Origin of the sequence: Microtetraspora niveoalba, from assembly GCF_001570405.1 — a bacterium.
In the GTDB taxonomy this organism is placed as follows: Bacteria; Actinomycetota; Actinomycetes; order Streptosporangiales; family Streptosporangiaceae; genus Microtetraspora; species Microtetraspora niveoalba.
The window spans coordinates 119,933-137,599 of the sequence record NZ_BBYM01000004.1; the positions used below are offsets into that span (position 1 = coordinate 119,933).

The 17,667-nt window shown below is 72.8% G+C and carries 20 protein-coding genes; 9 read left to right on the top strand and 11 right to left on the bottom strand.

The features are described from left to right. Nucleotides 1–139: 139 nt before the first annotated feature. Together AWQ70_RS03445 and AWQ70_RS03450 are read right to left on the bottom strand one after the other, a co-directional pair. Complete coding sequence (locus AWQ70_RS03445) at nt 140–667, bottom strand: CAP family protein (protein WP_067170068.1); 528 nt, start codon at nt 665–667, stop codon at nt 140–142. Continuing rightward, nucleotides 646–2,142 carry an MFS transporter gene (locus AWQ70_RS03450; protein ID WP_245646697.1) on the bottom strand — a complete coding sequence of 499 codons (1,497 nt, stop codon included), beginning with the start codon at nt 2,140–2,142 and terminating at the stop codon, nt 646–648. The genes AWQ70_RS03445 and AWQ70_RS03450 overlap by 22 nt, the downstream gene beginning before the upstream one ends. Nucleotides 2,143–2,297: 155 nt before the next feature. Here AWQ70_RS03450 and AWQ70_RS03455 point away from each other — a divergent pair, with 155 nt between their 5' ends. Both AWQ70_RS03455 and AWQ70_RS38530 read left to right on the top strand, forming a co-directional pair. Beyond that, nucleotides 2,298–3,299, top strand: a complete 1,002-nt coding sequence (locus AWQ70_RS03455) for an ArsR/SmtB family transcription factor (RefSeq protein WP_067170070.1) — start codon at nt 2,298–2,300, stop codon at nt 3,297–3,299. Then, nucleotides 3,296–3,460, top strand: coding sequence for a hypothetical protein (locus tag AWQ70_RS38530; protein WP_157529864.1), 165 nt, complete (start codon nt 3,296–3,298; stop codon nt 3,458–3,460). The genes AWQ70_RS03455 and AWQ70_RS38530 overlap by 4 nt, the downstream gene beginning before the upstream one ends. Here AWQ70_RS38530 and AWQ70_RS03460 read toward each other — a convergent pair. The 5 genes from AWQ70_RS03460 to AWQ70_RS03480 all read right to left on the bottom strand — a co-directional run bounded on the left by AWQ70_RS03460 (nt 3,424) and on the right by AWQ70_RS03480 (nt 7,329). Then, nucleotides 3,424–4,296, bottom strand: coding sequence for an ABC transporter ATP-binding protein (locus AWQ70_RS03460; RefSeq protein WP_067170073.1), 873 nt, complete (start codon nt 4,294–4,296; stop codon nt 3,424–3,426). The two genes, AWQ70_RS38530 and AWQ70_RS03460, sit on opposite strands and share 37 nt — an antisense overlap. 1 nt (nt 4,297) lies before the next feature. Continuing rightward, a complete protein-coding gene (locus AWQ70_RS03465) occupies nt 4,298–5,095 on the bottom strand; it encodes an ABC transporter permease (protein ID WP_067170076.1) in 798 nt (265 codons plus the stop codon). After that, nucleotides 5,092–5,793 (bottom strand): hypothetical protein, encoded by a 702-nt coding sequence (locus AWQ70_RS03470; protein WP_067170079.1) that lies wholly within the window; start codon nt 5,791–5,793, stop codon nt 5,092–5,094. Before AWQ70_RS03470 ends, AWQ70_RS03465 begins: the two co-directional genes overlap by 4 nt. After that, complete coding sequence (locus AWQ70_RS03475) at nt 5,790–6,602, bottom strand: hypothetical protein (RefSeq protein WP_067170081.1); 813 nt, start codon at nt 6,600–6,602, stop codon at nt 5,790–5,792. The genes AWQ70_RS03470 and AWQ70_RS03475 overlap by 4 nt, the downstream gene beginning before the upstream one ends. 121 nt (nt 6,603–6,723) lie before the next feature. Next, on the bottom strand, nt 6,724–7,329 hold the full coding sequence (locus AWQ70_RS03480; protein WP_245646699.1) for an RNA polymerase sigma factor: 606 nt from the start codon (nt 7,327–7,329) through the stop codon (nt 6,724–6,726). A 218-nt stretch (nt 7,330–7,547) separates the two neighbouring features. Here AWQ70_RS03480 and AWQ70_RS03485 point away from each other — a divergent pair, with 218 nt between their 5' ends. From AWQ70_RS03485 to AWQ70_RS03500, 4 genes are all read left to right on the top strand, one after another. Continuing rightward, nucleotides 7,548–8,483 (top strand): ABC transporter ATP-binding protein, encoded by a 936-nt coding sequence (locus tag AWQ70_RS03485; RefSeq protein ID WP_218004399.1) that lies wholly within the window; start codon nt 7,548–7,550, stop codon nt 8,481–8,483. Between the two features lies 1 nt (nt 8,484). Further along, nucleotides 8,485–9,255, top strand: a complete 771-nt coding sequence (locus AWQ70_RS03490; protein WP_067170087.1) for an ABC transporter permease — start codon at nt 8,485–8,487, stop codon at nt 9,253–9,255. Beyond that, nucleotides 9,255–10,079 carry an ABC transporter permease gene (locus tag AWQ70_RS03495; RefSeq protein ID WP_084516483.1) on the top strand — a complete coding sequence of 275 codons (825 nt, stop codon included), beginning with the start codon at nt 9,255–9,257 and terminating at the stop codon, nt 10,077–10,079. Before AWQ70_RS03490 ends, AWQ70_RS03495 begins: the two co-directional genes overlap by 1 nt. Nucleotides 10,080–10,377: 298 nt before the next feature. Further along, the gene (locus AWQ70_RS03500; protein ID WP_067170089.1) at nt 10,378–11,112 is read left to right on the top strand and encodes a DUF2786 domain-containing protein; all 735 of its coding nucleotides are present in this window, start codon (nt 10,378–10,380) and stop codon (nt 11,110–11,112) included. A 186-nt stretch (nt 11,113–11,298) separates the two neighbouring features. Here AWQ70_RS03500 and AWQ70_RS03505 read toward each other — a convergent pair whose 3' ends face one another. Continuing rightward, nucleotides 11,299–12,102 (bottom strand): putative protein N(5)-glutamine methyltransferase, encoded by an 804-nt coding sequence (locus AWQ70_RS03505; protein WP_067170092.1) that lies wholly within the window; start codon nt 12,100–12,102, stop codon nt 11,299–11,301. A gap of 205 nt (nt 12,103–12,307) precedes the next feature. Further along, on the bottom strand, nt 12,308–12,820 hold the full coding sequence (locus AWQ70_RS03510; RefSeq protein WP_067170656.1) for a PadR family transcriptional regulator: 513 nt from the start codon (nt 12,818–12,820) through the stop codon (nt 12,308–12,310). 56 nt (nt 12,821–12,876) lie between these two features. Here AWQ70_RS03510 and AWQ70_RS03515 point away from each other — a divergent pair, with 56 nt between their 5' ends. From AWQ70_RS03515 to AWQ70_RS03525, 3 genes are all read left to right on the top strand, one after another. Next, a complete protein-coding gene (locus AWQ70_RS03515) occupies nt 12,877–13,584 on the top strand; it encodes a cysteine hydrolase family protein (protein ID WP_084516486.1) in 708 nt (235 codons plus the stop codon). Between the two features lie 282 nt (nt 13,585–13,866). Then, on the top strand, nt 13,867–14,763 hold the full coding sequence (locus tag AWQ70_RS40395; protein ID WP_084516487.1) for a PadR family transcriptional regulator: 897 nt from the start codon (nt 13,867–13,869) through the stop codon (nt 14,761–14,763). Continuing rightward, on the top strand, nt 14,760–15,749 hold the full coding sequence (locus AWQ70_RS03525; RefSeq protein ID WP_067170098.1) for a glycoside hydrolase family 1 protein: 990 nt from the start codon (nt 14,760–14,762) through the stop codon (nt 15,747–15,749). The genes AWQ70_RS40395 and AWQ70_RS03525 overlap by 4 nt, the downstream gene beginning before the upstream one ends. A 232-nt stretch (nt 15,750–15,981) precedes the next feature. Here the strand turns inward: AWQ70_RS03525 and AWQ70_RS03530 are convergent, their stop codons facing one another. Together AWQ70_RS03530 and AWQ70_RS03535 are read right to left on the bottom strand one after the other, a co-directional pair. Next, the gene (locus AWQ70_RS03530) at nt 15,982–16,587 is read right to left on the bottom strand and encodes a TetR/AcrR family transcriptional regulator (RefSeq protein ID WP_067170100.1); all 606 of its coding nucleotides are present in this window, start codon (nt 16,585–16,587) and stop codon (nt 15,982–15,984) included. 24 nt (nt 16,588–16,611) lie between these two features. Continuing rightward, nucleotides 16,612–17,427: an aminoglycoside 3'-phosphotransferase gene (locus tag AWQ70_RS03535; RefSeq protein ID WP_067170103.1), complete on the bottom strand. Its 816-nt coding sequence runs from the start codon at nt 17,425–17,427 to the stop codon at nt 16,612–16,614. Between the last annotated feature and the right edge of the window lie 240 nt (nt 17,428–17,667).

Consider the following 17,667-nt stretch of genomic DNA (forward strand, 5'->3'; position numbering starts at 1 on the left):
GGTCGCGCGACCGTGGCCGTATCCGCCCCTGAGACGGAGCTGCCGGGCCGTTCTCGACATCCTCCGCGACATCCAACGGAAGCGCACCGGCGCGGGATGCCGAGCGGCATTCCGCGCCGCCGCTTCCCGCCCGGACGGGTTACCTGGGCGGGAAGACGTTGTTCCTGAAGTAAGCCCCGTCGGCCCCCACCATGTTGCCGGCCGGGTTGTAGTCGCAGACGATGTACGTCTTCGTTCTGCCGGAATCCGTGCGCGTCGCCCGCCCGCAGCCCAACTGGGTTGAGGACTTCCACACCACCTGGGTGAAGAAGCCCGTGACGCTGGAGAACCCGGGGTTGTCGAAGTCGTAGTCCTTGATCGTGTCGTACCAGGCCTTCACGGCGTCGGCGCAGGGGGCCGCCTTGCCGGTGGTGAGGTGCAGGTTCTCGCCGTAGTGACTGTCCGGGTGGTGGCCGAAGTGCCCCGTGGCGGCCATCCGTGTAGCCCACTGCCGGGCCCGATCGACGAGCGCCGGTGAGGTCTGCATCGCGGGTACGCCGTGCCGCGCCCGATAGGCGTTGTGCGTCTTGAGGCAGTCCTGCTGGAAGGCGTCATCCGCGAGGAGCCGCGAGGGAGCGCGCACCTCCGCCGATTCGGCCGGCCCCGCTAGGGCGATGAGCGCGGGCACGGCCAGCAGGATCCCGGCCGCCGCCCTGACACCCGCGACGCCTCTTCCGGTACGGCGGACGGGGTCGTCAGCGGGACGGTTGGCTTGGGTGGTGGTGACGGTCCGCATGCCTCTCCCCTGTGTGGCGTCGCGCTGCCGACCACGAGGATATGAACACGATCCGCAGTCGAACGGCTGCTTTCGATGCCGACCTTGGTGTTCCAGCGGGACGCGGCGCGTTGACACGCCGGAGCCGGCCGTCGACCCTCGCCGTCAGAACCCCTTCGGCGGGGTCGCGGTTCAGTGCCGGAGCTCACTTCCGTGCCCGCCGGACTGACGAGGCGGGAGCGCCCGGGAGGTCGCCGGCAGGTGGCGGCCAGGGCGAGTGCGGCGAGCAGCGCGACGAGCGCGCACACGCCCCACCAGCCGGCGAGGCTCCAGAGGCGTACCCCGAGCCAGGAACCCGCGCTGCCGCCCAGGTACGCGCAGGTCATGTAGGCGGTGTTGAGCCTGCTGCGGGCATCGGGACGCAGGGCGTAGACGCGGGCCTGGTTGGCCACCATGCCGGACTGCATCGCGACGTCGAGGAGCAGGGTGCCGAGGGTCAGGGCGGCCAGGCCCAGCGGGCCGCCCCGGGAGCCGGCGGTGAGGATCGCGGCCGAGACGAGGACGCCGAGCATGCAGACGAGGTTCACCGGATCGGGCCCGTGCCGGTCCACCAGACGGCCGGCGAACGGGGTGCAGAGCATCGTCGCCGCGCCGACCAGGGCGAGCATTCCCACCGCCTGGGCGCCCAGCCCGTAGGCCGGGCCGGCGAGCAGGAGCGCCAGGCAGGTCCAGACCGCGGAGAACCCGGCGAAGACGGTCGCCTGGTAGAGGCACGAGCGGCGCAGTTCCGGCTCGGTGCGCAGCAGGCGCAGCGACTCGGCCAGCAGCGCCGCGTACGGCCGGCGGGCGGACGGCGTCGTGGCGGGCACCGTGAACGCCAGGACGGTGGCGAGGATCAGGGCCAGGGCCGCGGCGATCAGGTAGGGGGCGCGCCAGCCCAGCCATTCGCCGAGTGTGCCGCTGAAGGTGCGGGCCAGCAGCATGCCGCCGGTCGATCCGCTCAGCAGGGTGCCGATCACCGCTCCTCGGCGGTCCGGGGCCACGAGACCGGCCGCCAGGGGGCCGACGATCTGCGCGCCCACGGTGGTCAGGCCGACGAGGGCGCTGGCGGCGATCAGGGGCGGCAGAGCCGGTGCACAGCCCGCCGCGAGCAGTGCCATGCCGCTGAGCGCGAGGAGGGGGACGAGGAGCGAGCGGTGCGGAATCCGGTCGCCGAGCGGCACCAGCAGGACCATGCCGGCCGTGTAGCCGACCTGTGTGGCGGTCACCACCACGGCGGCCGCATCGGGCGACACATGCAGTCCGGCGGCGACCAGCGGCCCGATGGCCTGCGGGAAGTAGATGTTGCCCACCGCCACGGCGCAGGTGACGGCCAGGATCAGGACCATGTGGCGGCTCATCCTTCAGTCCACCGGCCCGTACGCGGCATGGACGATCGCGGCGCCGGTGACGACCGCCGTGCGCTGCGCATGAGTGGTGTGTGTCATGGGCGGAAGTCCACGGCATCGACGTCGCGGCGCCAATCGATGTAGCGTATGGCTTAATGATCAGCTTTGTGCTCGGGGTCGAGGACCTCGCGGACACCCGCTTCGCCCTCTCTCCCCTGCACGAAACCCTTTTCAGCCTGCGGGTGCTGCAGGATCCGGGCCTGTCCGCGCTGCACCTGCCCTGGCGCAGGTCCGTACTCGGCGGGCTCGGCGCGCTCGACACCGGTCTGCTGATGTCCCTGGTCGCCCAGCGGCGCACCATCCCCGACTTCCTGACCCCGCGGCCGACGAGCTTCGCACCGGTCTTCGAAGAGGAGCTCTCCGTCGTCCGCCGGACGTCCCCCGATCTGGTCCGCCACGACCTGCTGCTCGCGCACGCGCCGGACCCGCTTCCCGACGCCCTGCGCGACGCCGCCGCCGACGACGCGTCCGTCGCCGGACTCCGCGACGCCATCTGCGATCTCCTGCGGCGGTACTGGGAGGTGGCCATCGAGCCGATGTGGCCGCAGATGCGACTGGTGCTGGAAGCCGACATGACCTACCGCGCCCGTCAGCTCGCCCTGGGAGGCGCCCGGCTGCTGTTCGCCGACATGCACCCGAACCTGCGCTGGCGAGACGGCGTGCTGCACGTCCACAAGATGATCGGGGGGTACCGGGTAGCGGCGTCCGGCCGGGGGCTGCTGCTCCTGCCGTCCGTGTTCGCGCACAAGCCCTCGCCCCCCGTCAGCCCGGACGAGCCGCCGAGCCTCGTCTATCCCAGCCGGGGAGTGGCCACGCTGTGGGGCGCGGTGTCGACCGCCGACACGGCCGCCCTGACGTCCCTGCTCGGCGCTTCACGGGCGAGACTGCTCGTCCTCCTGGAAGAGCCGCTGCCCACGGTGGAGCTCGCCCGCCGTCTCAGGGTCACCCCGAGCGCCGTCTCCCAGCACCTGCGCGTCCTGCACGCCACCGGGCTGGTCACCCGGACACGTGACGGACGGCAGGTGCTGTACCGGAGGAGCGCGCTCGGCGACGGACTCGCGACCAACGCCGCCGGACCGCGAACTCACGACAGGTGAGCGAGGGTGACGGCGGCACCGACGACCGGACCGGCCTGTCGGGCAGCGGCCGCTACGTCCGGGTGCTGGGCACCGCGCGCGTCACCTCCTACGCCTCCTCCCCCGCCCCCGCCACGGCCCCCGTTCACGCGGGCACGGCGGCCTCCATGAGTGCGAGATAGCCGTCTTCCAGCGTCGGCTCGGCGGGCTGCGCCATCGGGTCGGGCGGCACCGGCGCGACGACCCGGTAGCGCATCCCCGAACCGTGCGGGAGCGCCGCCACGATCCGGCCGGTGGACGGCGCCGCGCCGGAGGTGACGACCGTCCAGACCCGCCGGTTCGCGCGGGCGACCAGGGAGCCGACGTCGCCCTGGAAGACCAGGCGGCCCTTGGCCAGTACGGCGAGGTGGCGGCAGGTCTGCGCCACATCCTCGACGATGTGCGTGCTGAGCAGGACGGTGCGCTCCCCGGCGAGGTGGGACAGCAGCGTGCGGAACCGGATGCGCTCCTCGGGGTCCAGTCCGGTGGTCGGCTCGTCCACGATGAGCAGGCGGGGGTCGTTGAGCAGCGCCTGGGCGATGCCGACGCGGCGCAGCATCCCGCCGGAATAGCCCTTGAGCCTGCGGTCGGCGTGCTCGCCGAGCGCGACCACCTCCAGCAGCTCGCCGATGCGGCGGCGCCGTACGGACCGCTCGTCGAGGCCCTTGAGCAGCGCGATGTAGTCGAGGAACTGCCGCGCGGTCAGGTCGGGGTAGACGCCGAGGTCCTGGGGCAGGTAGCCGAGCGTGCGCTGGACGGCGAGCCTGCCTTCCTTGGTGGTGACGTCGTCGCCGCCGAGGCGGACCGTTCCGGAAGTGGGCCGCAGCAGCCCGGCGAGGATCCGCATGAGCGTGGTCTTGCCGGCCCCGTTGGAGCCGAGCAGGCCGTACATGCCGGTGGGCACGTCGAGGTCGATTCCTTTGAGGGCGTGTACGTCGCCCTTGTACGTCTTGGTCAGCTGGTTGATCTGTATCCGCATGTCAGGACTCCGATCGGGCGGCGTGGAGGCGGGTGAGCAGGAGGATCGCCGCGGCGAGCGCGACCATGACGCCCATCCAGAGGACGGCGACGGCGGGGGTGGCCGCGGGCCGCAGGAAGTTCAGCGCCGCATCAGGCCACCCGTAGACGACGCCATCCGGTCTCGCCCGGTCGAAGAGGCCGTACTCCACGTAGTCGCCGGTCGCCGCGAAGATCGTGTGGGACAGGGTCGGCATCATGTCGGCTGGGATGAGGTTGCCCCAGAACCAGTAGGCGACGAACAGCACCCGGAACACCAGCGGCGGTATCAGGAGAGGCCCTGCCAGGGCGAGCGCGCCCAGAAAGATCAGTGCAGGGAGGATGACAGTCGCGAAGACGGCCAATGCCCAGGCCAGCGTCTCGGCCTTGCCCTCGGTGAACGTGTAGACCACGGCCCGCCCGAAGAAGACCAGTGCGATCGGTACGGCCGTCGCCCCGCACACCCCCAGGTACTTGCCGACCAGCCGGCCGCCCGGGTTGGAGGGAGAGGCGTCGAGGATCGCGGCGACGCCGAGCCTTCGGTCGCGGATGAGCCGGTCGGCGAGCAGGCATCCGTAGACGATCGCCAGCAGCGACATCGTCAACTTGGCCGACGCGAGCATGGCCGGCTTCGGATCGTGCCCGCCTCCGCTCCCGAGATCCAGCGTCCGGTACCCGGGCCACATCGCGGCGACGAGCACCGCGAAGGCCAGGCCGTACACGATCCACATGATGGGCCTGCGGATCTGCATGAGGAATTCGTAGCGCAGGGTGGCGATCATTCCTTGTCACCTCCGAGGACGCGCTCGGCGCGGCCGAGCAGGGGCCAGGCGGCCGCGACGAGCACGGCGGCGGTGCACAGCAGGACGACCCGGTTGGCCGTCCAGTCATCCGGCACCGTGCCGCGCGTGGTGGCGAACAGATAGAGCAGCCGGGACGGGAGGCTCCCCTGCAGGGGGCCGGCGACCACCTGCTCGACGACCCAGACCAGCGCCACCGTGGTGGTGGCGGCGACGGCGCTGCTGAACGCGGCCGAGGCGAGCAGGCCCAGGGCGGCCAGCCACAGCGCGGGGGCGAGCCAGGTGAGCTGGACCGCCGGGCCGTGCGGCGTCACAGGGAGGAGCTCCCACCAGCCGCCCAGGGTCAGCACGGTCGAACCGGCCGCGGCGCACAGGCCGGTCCAGCCCGTCGTGGCGGCCAGCCGGCGCAGCACGGTCGAGCGGTAGCCCACCGGCAGGGTGAGCTGGAGCTCCACGGCCTGGTCCCGGCCGAGTGACGAGGCGGCGGCCATCCCGGTGATGAGCGGGATCACCATCTCCAGGGCGCCGGCCAGCATGAACGCGGTGGTCGACTCGCGGGAGCCGAGCCGTGCGCCGAGTATGGCGAGGAGCGTCATGAGCAGCACCAGGGCCGGGGCCCCCGCCAGAGCGGCGGGTCCGGCCCTGCGCAGCTCATGCGCCCAGAGATCGAGAGGTTTCATGATCGGTGAGTAGCGCCGCCGAAGCGGATCGGTTCACGCCTGCCCGCCGCGATCACGGCGGCGAGGGCGAGCGCGAGCGCCAGGCCGGCCGTCGCCGTGCCGTTGGACCAGAAGAGCCGCGTCCCGTCCAGGACCGGCAGCCGGGTGAAGCTCAGCGCGTAGACGGTCCAGACGGCCAGCGTCACGCCGATCGCGCCGTCGACGTGCCAGGAGACGGCGAGCAGCAGGCCGAGCGCCGCCAGCATGGCCATCGGCCCGATCCAGGCCGTCACAAGGGAGGTGAACGTCGGCGCCGCCCGTTCGGGGTCGGCGCGGAGCGCGACGGCCGAGCAGAGCAGCGCGAGCGCCAGGTCGTAGCCGAAGGCCAGTGTCACCCGCGCCAGCATGATGACGCGGGGCGGGGTCGGGGTGGTGAGCATCAGCTCGGCGGCGGTGTCCCGGGCCTCGCGGCTCAGGTCGTAGGAGCCGGCCACGCCGACGCCGGCGATCAGCGGGGCGGTCAGGGACAGCACGATCCGCGCGCTTTCGCCCCTGACCAGGACGAAGGCCAGGCCGGCCGCCATGACGAACGCCGAGGCGAGCCAGATCGAGCGGTGCATGACGCGTGCCTCCATCGTCAGCAGCGTCCGGGCGCGCACGATCGGCCGCCACGGGGAGCGCCGCGTCCGGCTGCCGGCGGACGGGACCGGCGGCGTCGCGAGGGATGGCGCCGGTGTGCCGAGCGCGGACGCGAGCAGCACGCTGCGCACGATCTCCGGCCCGGGGGGTCGCGGGATGCCGTCCGCGATGCCGTGCAGTTCGGGCGGCATCGCCGGGACCGCCTCGCGATCCGGCGGCGCCGGCCGTCCGGACCCCGGCGACCCGGGTGGCAGGTCCCGGAACGGCGGGGACGGCGGTCGCGGGGCCCGGCCGTCCGAAGGGCCGGGAGATTCAGTCCACTCGTGCATCGACGTACCCCCTCAAGGTCGCGCGGGCGTGGTGCAGGCGGCTCTTCACCGTGCCGGCGGGAATTCCGAGGATCTCGGCGATCTCCTGGTGGCCGAGGTCGTTCAGGTAGGCGAGGACGACCACCTCCCGCTGGCCCAGCGGCAGCCGCGCCAGCGCCTGCTGCACCCGGTCGCCGCCGACCGCCAGTTCCTCGGGCCCCGGTCCGGGGGCCGCGCCCTCGTTCGCGCCGTCCGCCGGATCCGCGGGCTGAGGCGGCGGGGCGCCGCGCAGCCGGTTGTGCGCCTGCCTGCGGGCCACTCCGAACAGCCAGGTGCTGACGCTGGAGCGTTTCCGGAAGGTGGCCGCCGACCGCCAGACCGCGAGCAGGGTGTCCTGCAGGATCTCCTCCGCGGTGCCGCGGTCCCCGGCAAGGCGGAAGAGGAACGCGAACAGCGGCCCGGAGTAGCGCTCGTACAAGTCGGCGAGCGCGGCGGCGTCGCCGTCAGCCACCCTGGCCAGGACGGCCGGGTCCTCGGCCGAGACGGTCGGGCGGGGGCGCGATCCGGCGGCGACCCGGCGCAGCGCCATGCCCTCTGCTCCTTGGCTCACGAGACGTACGTAGCGCGCCGCCCCTCGCGCGGTTCACTTCTTGACGGACATCGGCAGTGATCGTGCCGTCTCCTCGTCCGCGCGTACACCCCGTCCGTCCGGCGACGGTCGCGGCATGAGACGAGCCGGCCGTCGCCGGTCACGGTTCGGGACGAGACCGCGACGGAGCGGAAAATCTGTTGCGGAAATGTCGGTGCGCTTCATTAGTGTCTTGCCACGTGGGAGAGCAAGCGATGATCTTCGCGCGCGGACTGGTCAAACGCTTCGGCGACTTCACCGCGGTCAGGGGCATCGACGTGGAGGTGGCGCCGGGCGAGGCGTTCGGCTTCCTCGGGCCCAACGGCGCGGGCAAGTCCTCGACGATGCGGATGATCAGCTGTGTGTCCGCGCCCACCTCGGGCGAGCTGCGCATCCTGGGGATGGACCCGGTGCGCGACGGCACGAGGATCCGGGCCCGGCTGGGCGTCTGCCCCCAGCTCGACAACCTCGACCCCGACCTGACGGTCCGGGAGAACCTCACGACGTACGCCCGCTATTTCGGGCTGTCACGGGCGGAGGGGCGGCGGCGGGCCGACGAGCTGCTGGAGTTCGTGCAGCTCACCGAACGGGCGGGCAGCATGGTCGAGCCGCTGTCGGGAGGCATGAAGCGCCGGCTGACGATCGCCAGGGCTATGATCAACGAGCCGGACATCGTGCTGCTGGACGAGCCGACCACCGGCCTCGATCCGCAGGCGCGGCACCTGTTGTGGGAGCGGCTGTTCCGGCTCAAGCAGCGCGGCACGACGCTCGTGCTGACCACGCACTACATGGACGAGGCCGAGCAGCTCTGCGACCGGCTCGTGGTCATGGACGGCGGGAAGATCGTCGCCGAGGGCTCGCCCCGCTCCCTGATCGAGCGGTACTCCACGGCCGAGGTGGTCGAGCTGCGCTTCCCCGACGGCCTGGACCTGAACGCCGACTACGCGGCCAAGCTGGACGGGATCGGCGAGCGGGTGGACCCACTGCCCGACCGGGTGCTGCTCTACGCGGACGACGGCGACGCGGCGGTGGCCGAGGTGCAGCGGCGCGGCCTGTCGCCCTCCAGCGTGCTGGTCCGCCGCTCCACGCTGGAGGACGTGTTCCTGCACCTCACCGGCCGGACGTTGGTGGACTGACATGACCGCGGGCACCGTTCATCCCAGCATCGCCGTCCTGGAACGGCACCTCACGCTCTACCGCCGGCTGTGGCGGGCGTCGGTGTTCTCCTCGTTCGTCCTGCCGGTGCTCTTCGTGGTCAGCATCGGCATCGGCGTCGGCGGGTACGTCGGCTCCGTCGGCGGCGTCGACTACCTGTCGTGGATCGTCCCCGGCGTGGTCGCCTCGACCGCGTTCCAGATGGCCGTCGGCGAGTCGACGTACTCGGTGCTCGGCGACTTCAAGTGGGTCCGCGCCTACCACGCGATGCGGGCCACCCCGGTCCGGCCGGACCACATCGTGACCGGTCACCTGCTCTACCTGCTGTTCCGGGTGACGACCGCCGTCCTGGTGTTCCTGCTGGTGGTGCTGTTCTTCGGCGCCCTTCACTCGCCGTGGGCGGTGACGGTCCCGCTCGTCTGCGCGCTGCTGACGGTGGCCTCCGCCGCGCCGGTCACCGCGTTCGCGGCCAGCATCGAGAGCGACAGCCACTTCTCGCTGCTGTTCCGCTTCGTGATGATCCCGGCGACGCTGTTCTCCGGCGTCTTCTTCCCGATCGAGCAGCTCCCGGCCCTGGTCCGGCCGGTGGCGTACGCCTCGCCGCTGTGGCACGCCGTCGAGTTGTGCCGTGCGGCGACGCTCGGCGCCGCGCCGCCCTGGCCGGTCGCGGCGCACGTGGGCTGCCTGCTGCTGTGGGCGGTCGCGGGCACGCTGCTCGCCGCGCACCGGTTCCGTCGAAGGCTGGAGGACTGATGCTGACCACTCTGACGGCCGGGCGGTCGGCGCGCGCGTCCCGCGTGGGCTTCTCCCCCGCCCGCGTCGGCGCGGTCGTCGGCCGCAACGTCGGGGCGCTGCGGTCCGGCCCGTCCTACTGGATCGTGCTCGTCTCCGGTTTCTTCGAGCCGCTGCTCTACCTGCTGTCCATCGGGGTCGGGGTGGGCGCGCTGGTCGGCGACCTGACCGTCGCCGGGCGCACCATGTCGTACGCCGCGTTCGTCGCGCCGGCGATGCTCGCGGTGTCGGCGATGTCGGGCGCGCTGGCCGAGACGACGTTCAACGTTTTTTTCAAGATCAAATACGCGAAGACGTACGAGGCGGTGCTGGCCACGCCGGTGCGTCCGGTGGAGATCGCCTTCGGCGAGCTGACGTGGGCGACCGTCCGCGGCTCCCTCTACACGGCGATCTTCCTCGGCGTGATGGTCGCGCTCGGCCTGGCGCCGGTGGGCGGCGCGCTGGCCGCCTTCCCCGCGACGATCCTGGTGGGTCTGGCCTTCGGCGCGGTCGGCCTGGCGATCAGCACGCTGATGCGCGGCTGGCAGGACTTCGACCTGCTCAGCACCGGCCAGTTCGCGCTGTTCCTGTTCTCCGGAACGTTCTCCCCGGTGCAGGACTATCCGGCGTGGATGGAGGTCCTGATCCAGGTCACCCCGCTCTATCACGCGGTCGAGCTCGTGCGCGGGTTGTGCCTGAGCGCGTACGGCGTCGGCATGGTGGGCCACGCCGCCTACCTGCTGGCGATGGTGGCAGGCGGGTTGTGGCTCGCCGCGCGGCGCATGGAGCGCCTGCTCTGCCGCTGACTCGCGCGCCCGCGACGCCGGGGCCGCGCGTCCCTTCGCCGTGCGCCTCCTCGCCGTGCGCCCCTTCACCGTTCACCCTTTCGGCGTGCGTCCCTTCGTGGCCCGCCCCTTCGCCGCAGGTCCCTTCGCCATGTGACCTCTCCCGCACGGCCTCGCCCGGTCGTGCCAGGACTGCCACAGGGGCCGGTGTGCCGGAGGGCCGGGGGCTCCTCCAGCACGCAGGGGCTCGGCCCGTAACTGTCGGTAGCGTCCCGTAACGTTGCGCCTGTTGTCGTCGGCGTTGAAGGGACGGGCCACCGTGAACGAGATTCCCGAGCGCAAGCTCGAACTGATCCGCAAGCTTCTGGCGGTGGCCGAGCATCCCAACACCGGTGAGGCCGAGGCCGCCGTCTACCTGGAGCGGGCGTGCGCCCTCATGTCGGCGTACGGTGTCGAGCAGGCCGTGCTCGCCGACGCCGGGCGGGTGCGTGACGAGATCGACCAGCTCACGATCGAGGTCGGCAATCCGTACCAGCCGGACCGGCGCTCGTTGCTGGCGGGTGTGGCCGCCGCGCTGCGCTGCCGGACGATCTATCGCAAGGTCGGCTCGGTGTCGCGGGTTCAGGTGATCGGCTACCGCTCCGATCTGGGGCTGGTGGAGATGCTCTTCACCTCGCTCTGCCTGCAGATGGCGTCGGGTGTCACGCGGGTGCCGGTGCCGCCCGGCCACACGGTGATCAGTTTTCGCAAGAGCTGGATGGCCGGGTACGTCAACCGGGTCTGCGAGCGGCTGCGCGCGGCGCAGCGCGCCGCCGCCGGGGGCGCCGAAGGGGCGGGCACGCCGGTCGGCGGCCGCTCGACCGAGCTGGTGTTGCGCGACCGTGTCGCCGAGGTCCGCCGGGTCTATGAGCAGATGTTCCCGGACGTGCGGCGCGCCGGGCGGCGGGCGCTGAGCGACTGGTCGGGCTGGGCCGGAGGCCGGGCCGCCGGTGATCGTGCGGATCTCGGCGGGTCCCGGCTCGGCGCAGTCCGACCGGCCGCGCTCGGCCGCTGACGTTCACACGGGCCGGGCGGTTCCCGTCAGGCTCCGGCGCTCGAGCGCCGGGCGGTCCCGGCTGGGTGGTGATGTCCCGCCCTCAGTCTCCGGTGCCCGAGCGCCGGGCGATCCCGGCTGGGATGGTGATGTCCCGCGTCAGGCTCCGGCACGCCGGGCCCGGCTCGGCCGTGTCGTTCGCGCCCGTCAGGCTCCGGCGCCCGCACGTCGGGCGCCGATGACGGCGGTGGCGTCCAGCTCAGCTGAGCCGGTCACGCGCGAGACGAGCCCGGCGCGGGCGAGGGCCTCGGCGGTCGGCGCGGCCTGGCGCTCGCTCGTCTCGACCAGCAGGTGGCCGCCCGGTGCGAGCCACGGCGGCGCCTCGGCGATCACCCGTCGTACGATGTCGAGCCCGTCGGCGCCGCCGTCGAGCGCCACCCTCGGCTCGTGGACGCGGGCCTCCGGCGGCAGCAGCCCGATCGCGCCGGTCGGCACGTAGGGGGCGCTGGCGATCAGGAGGTCGACGCGTCCGCGCAGTGTGGCGGGCAGCGGCTCGTACAGGTCGCCCTCGTGGACGTGGCCGCCGGCGGCGGTGAGGTTGCGCCGGGCGCATCGCACCGCTGCGGGATCGATGTCGACCGCGTGCAGCTCGACGCCGTCCACGGCGGCGGCCAGAGCGAGTCCCATGGCGCCCGAGCCGCAGCACAGGTCGACGACGACCGCTCCCGGCCGGGCGAGGGCGGCGGCCTGGGCGATCAGGAACTGGGTCCGGGGCCGGGGGACGAAGACGCCCGGGTCCACGGCGACGCGCAGGCCGCAGAAGTCGGCCCAGCCGAGCACGTGTTCCAACGGCAGGCCGCGGACCCGCCGGTCGACCATGGTGGCGAGATCGTCCGGGGTGCGTGCGGTGGACAGGAGCAGCCGGGCCTCGTCCTCGGCGAAGACGCATCCGGCAGCGCGGAGAGTGGTGACGATGTGCGGCAGGGAGGAAAGCGACGGCGAAGCCGACATGGGAGCCTTTCGGAATGGAGAGGGGCTCCGCGAATCGCCCGCGTCAGACGGAGCGGGCGGTCGTGAGGCGGGAGCACCCGGCCTGGTACGGCGGAATGGGGCTCACCTCCTCGCGTGGGGATCGTCGCTGGGGACGGCAACACTACCAGAGCGGGCCGGGCCTGCGTGCCGCCGGAGTGGTCGCCCCCGGCCTGCCTCGCGCGTGTCAGGAGAGGATCTCCTGGAGCCAGGCACGCTCGGCCTGGCTGGTGGCGCGCGCGACGACGAGCATGCCCCGGCGGTACGGGTCGTTCACATCCCGCGCGCGCAGCGGCTGGTCACCGTCGTAGAAGAAGCTCGCGGGCCGTTCCAGGAACTCCAGCCGCCGGCGCAGGACGGCGTGCTGGTCGGCGACATCCGGGAGCAGGGACAGGAACGCCAGGATGGTGAAGTACCGGGTGCTGTCGGTGATGTCGTGGTCTGCCGGTTCCCGCAGGCGGCGCAGCAGCTCGGTGCGGCCGTCGCCGGTCAGGTCGAGCGCCTGGCGCTGAGCGGCCGAGACGCCCGGCTCGGTGCGCCGTTCCAGAAGGCCCGCCTTGACCAGGCGGTTGATCGCCGGATAGAGGCTGCCGTCGCTGACCGGGCGGGCATGGCCGGACAGCCGCGCGACCCGCCGCCGCAGCTCGTATCCGTGCAACGGCCCTTCGGCCAGGAATCCCATGATCGCCAGCTCGAGCACGCTGCTCTCCTCCCACATCGAATCGACATACCTCGAATCGAGATAGGAGAGCCGGGATGATCTACACCGAGGAGTGGGTGACGGTGCGCGCACGGGCCGCCTACGACCAGGGGCGGGCGTCGTTCACCATCCGGCCGGAACGCTCGGCGCTGCTCGTCATCGACATGCAGGACGAGTTCGTCCGGCCCGGCTGGAGTCCGTATTGGGTGCCGGCTGCCACCAGGATGGCGCCCCGGCTGCGCCGCCTCATCGAGCGCTGCAGGAACGCCGACATCCCGGTGATCTGGACCATCTTCGACGACACCCACCTCGGCTTGGACCGCCCCCATGCCCTGCGTTACCTGCCGCACGGCGACACCGGGTGGCGCAGGCCGGCCCCGGCGGAGGTCTGGGAGCAGATGGGCTACCGCGAGGACGAGGTCCTGATTCGCAAGCCCTCCTACGGCGCGTTCTACGACACCCCGCTCGACACGATCCTGCGCAACCTCGGCCGCGACACGGTCATCGTCACGGGAACGCTGACCAACTACTGCTGCGGCACCACGGCCCGGCAGGCGTACGAGCGCGGGTACCGCGTCGTGTTCGGCGCGGATGTCACGGCGACCGACGACGAGTCCCGCCAGGAACCCGAGCTCGCCATGCTGCGCAAGGGGTTCGCGCTCGTGTTGCCGGCCGAGGAGATCGCCGACCAGGTGTCCGTGCCGGATCCGGCCTCAGCGCCCCGCGACCTCGAGGCGACGGCCGCGAAACGTGGGCCTTCATAGCGGAGGCTGGCGCGACCATGCCGAGCCCCGCGCCGCCACAGCGACAGGGGCGCCGGTACCCGGGTGTCCGGCGTTGGCGGTCCGCGACTCTCAAGGCGACGGCCGCGAAGGGTGGGTCGGCATAGCGGAGGCGGGGGCGCGCTGGCGGAGGCTGGCGCGCGCGACGACGAGCAGCGCCGCGGCAGCCGCAGGGGCGGCGGTACCGGGGCCGGCGCATTTGCGAGAGCGGCGGCGGGCGGTCCGGCGGCATGTATAGTCGGTTCCTGATATCAGGAGGCGACTATGGCACGTAGCGTGGACAATCCCCTGGCACTGGCCCTGATGGGCCTGCTCATGGAACGGCCCATGCACCCGTACGAGATGGCCGCCGTGCTGCGGGAGCGCGGAAAGGACGCCAGTGTCCGGATCAACCGGGGCTCCCTGTACGACGTGGTGGCCGCGCTGGAGGGAGAGGGGTGGATCACGCCGGCCGCCCGCGTCCGGGAGGGGAACCGGCCGGCCCGGACGGTGTACGAGCTGACCGGCGCGGGCCGGGAGGCGTTCACCGCGCGGGTCGAGGAGCAGATCCGCACCCCGCGGCGGGAGTTCCCGCTCTTCCTCACCGCCGTCGCCTATCTCGGTGCGCTGGGCCCGGCCGGGGCCTCGGAGGCGCTGCGTGAGCGAGGCGACCGGCTCCGCTCCGCCATCGCGGATGACGAGCGGGCCCTGCGAGAGGCGCTGGCGTCCGGCGGCGTGCCCCGCCTGTACGTCATCGAGGCCGAGTACGCCCTGCACATGGCGCGCGCCGAGCTGGCCTGGGTGGACGCCGTCGCCGAGGAGATCTCCTCCGGAAGCCTGCCCTGGCCCGCCGGCGACCGACCCGGCGGACGGAGCGGCGGACGGAGCGGCGGACGGAGCGGCGGACGGAGCGGCGGACGGAGCGGCGGACGGAGCGGCGGACGGAGCGGCGGACGGAGCGGCGGACGGAGCGGCGAGGCGCGAGGCGACAAGCAGGGCGACGGGCGGGCCGACACACGAGGCCGCGAGCAAGGCGACAGACGGGCCGGGACGCGAGGCCGCGAGCAAGGCGACAGACGGGCCGGGACGCGAGGCCACGAGCAGGGCGACGGGCGGGCCGGCACGCAGGGGCCGGCCTGGAGCGCCGTCCCAATCCGAAACGACGAAGGGAACCGACCATGACCTCCACCGCTGACACGTCCGACCGACTGCTCTTCGGCGTCTACCCCGGCGGGATCACCGGTGACGACGCGGGAGGGCTGGCCACTGGGCCGGCGGACGATCCGGAACGGATCCTCGAGGCGCTCAGGTCGCTGCAGTCCGGTGACCGGCCCTTTCTCGTCCGCGGCTATCTCGGCTTCACCGATCCCGGCGACGATCGCGCCCACGTGCAGGCTCCGGAGCGGGTCGAGCGGTACGCCGGTGAGGGGCGCGCCCTGGACCTGGTCGCGCAGTTCCAGTCACGGAGCGGCGACGTCGCCGGATTCACCGCCTTCGTCCGGGACCTCGTTCGCCGCCACGGGCATCGCGCCGCGACCCTGCAGGTGACCGAGGAGCCCAACGTCGAGGGCAATCCCACGCTCGACGGCTACTATCCGAACGTCCGCCGCGCCGTGGTGGAGGGCGTGCTCGCGGCCAAGGACGAGGCCCGGCGGCAGGGCTTCGGCCACCTGAAGGTCGGGTTCAACACGACCCCGCTTTTCGGCCCGTCCGCCGGCTTCGTCGCCGCGCTCGTCGAGGCGGGCGGGCGGCCGTTCCTGGACGCTCTCGACTATGTGGGCCTGGACTTCTTCCCGGACGTCTTCATGCCCGTCTCCCCCGACGGGTTGCACGACGCCGTCACCGGCCTGCTCGCGCTGCACCGCGCCGAGCGCCTCACGTCGGCGGGCATCGATCCCGCCGTGCCGCTGTACATCACCGAGAACGGCTGGCCCACCGGTCCGGAGCGTACGGCGGAGCGGCAGGCGTGGGTGGTGGAGACGATCGTCCGGTCGGTCGAGGCCTGCCGCACCACGGTCAACGTCGGCGGCTACGTCCACTTCGCGTTGCGTGACGCCGACAGCTCCGGGCCGAGCCTGTTCCACCGGTTCGGGCTGCTGGCCGACGACTACACCCCGAAGCCGGCATTCGCGACGTACCGGAAGCTGGTCGCCGAGCTGGGCCGCTGACACCGGGCGGGCGGGGGCGGCGCACCACCGGCGCACCCGGGGCGCACCCCGGGCGCACCACCCGCGCACCACCTGCGCACCACCAGCGCACCACCAGCGCACCACCGGCGCACCACCGGCGCATGCCCCTCGGAACGCCGTTGGATCACCGCCGGAATGCCGACGATCAGCGACAGAACGCGGGCGATCAGCGCCGGAACGCCGGCGGATCGGCGTCCTTCGGCGGGATGGCTCACCTCCGCCTGGTGGCGGACGCGCGCGGGGGCGCGTGGACGGCGTCGAGGACGAGCGCGAGGAGCCGGTCGGGCTGGCCGGGGTCGTCGTCGCTCCTGACGGTGGACAGGGCGATGCCGACGACGAGCTGGAGGAGGTCGCCCGCCGTCAGGTCGGCGCGCGCCGTACCCGCCCGCTGGGCCCGCGCGAGCAGGGCCGCCGCCGCCTCCTGGATCGCGCGGTGGCAGTCGAAGCCCTGCGCCTCCTGCCCCTCGATCATCAGGGCGCTGCCGAGGCCCTGGTTCACCCGCGCGTGGATGAGGAACGCGTGGAGCCACTCGGTGAGCGCCCCGTCCGGGGAGTCGGCGGACAGCAGTCGCTCGGCGTGGCCGCACAGGGTGTCGACCCGGTCTCTGAGCACCGCCGTCAGCAGGGCGGCCCGGTTGGGGAAGTGGCGGTAGAGCGTGCCCGGACCCACACCGGCACGGCGGGCGATCTCGTTGAGCGAGGCGTCGGGCCCCGACTCGGCGAACGTCTCCCTCGCCACGGCGACGAGAAGGTCGTGGTTCCTCCGCGCGTCAGCGCGCCGCCGCCGCGCGGTGATCGTGCCGTCCGCTGTCGTCATCGTCCCATTCTCGGGCATGCCGGGTCACGCCAGGTCGTAGAGCAGCCGGTAGTAGGCGAGGCGCTCCGGGTCGGGGTCGATCCCGTACGCGTCGTACAGGATGCCGTCGAAGCCGGGGCCGTAGTTCCATTCGAGACTCCACGTCGCGACCGCCAGATCGGCCCACCGGTCGGCTACGCCGAGTGACCCCAGGTCGACGTGCGCGGCGAAGGAGCCGTCGTCGTGCAGCAGGATGTTGGGAGCGCAGGCGTCACCGTGGCAGACCACGAGACGGTCGATCGCGGGTGGTTCGGCCAGCCGCGCCCGGGCCTCGGCCGGGTCGAGATGCCGGTGCTCGGGGGACCAGTCGGCCGGGCCTTCGCCGTCGGCGATGCGCTCGTCGGCGCGGACGAGCCGCCGCTCGACGCTCCAGTCGAACGGGCACCGGTCGGCCGGAAGGGCGTCGTGGAGCAGGCGCAGGCCATGGCCGATCGCGGCCGCCGCCGTCGCGGGATCGGCCTTCCATCGGGGCTCCACCGCCGACCGGCCCGGGACGGCCGCGGTGACCAGCCACGCACCCTCGGCGTCGGTGCCGTGGTCGAGGACGAGCGGGACGTGTGCCCAGCGCCGCGCCCAGGCCAGGCGCCCGGCTTCGCCGGGAAGATCGATCTCGGGAGTGCCTGCGGCGACCCACTTGACGTATCTGGCGCCGTCACTCCCCCCGTCGAGGCGGAAGGTCAGACCGCCGAGCTCGTTGCGCCATACGGGGGTGACGGCGGCGTCGCCGGCGAGCGCCGCGACGATGCCGGGGACGGGCACCGGCGCGGTCGGAACCTCGCTGATGGCGGAACTGCTGCTCATGGCTCACGACCCTGTCAGGTGACGCCCCGGCCGCAAAAGGGTTTTCCACCGGACCGCCGCGCGCCCCGACGAACGAATCCGCGCCTCGGTCATGAAGACGCCGTCGAGGAGGTCCGCCGCCCAGGTGGTGCGGACCTCGCGCCCGCCCGCCGATCCTGACCGGGCGGCACGGCAGGCCGCCGGAGGCCGGGAACGGGACTGGCTCCACCCCAGGGCCGGGGTGGAGCCAGATGGATCACC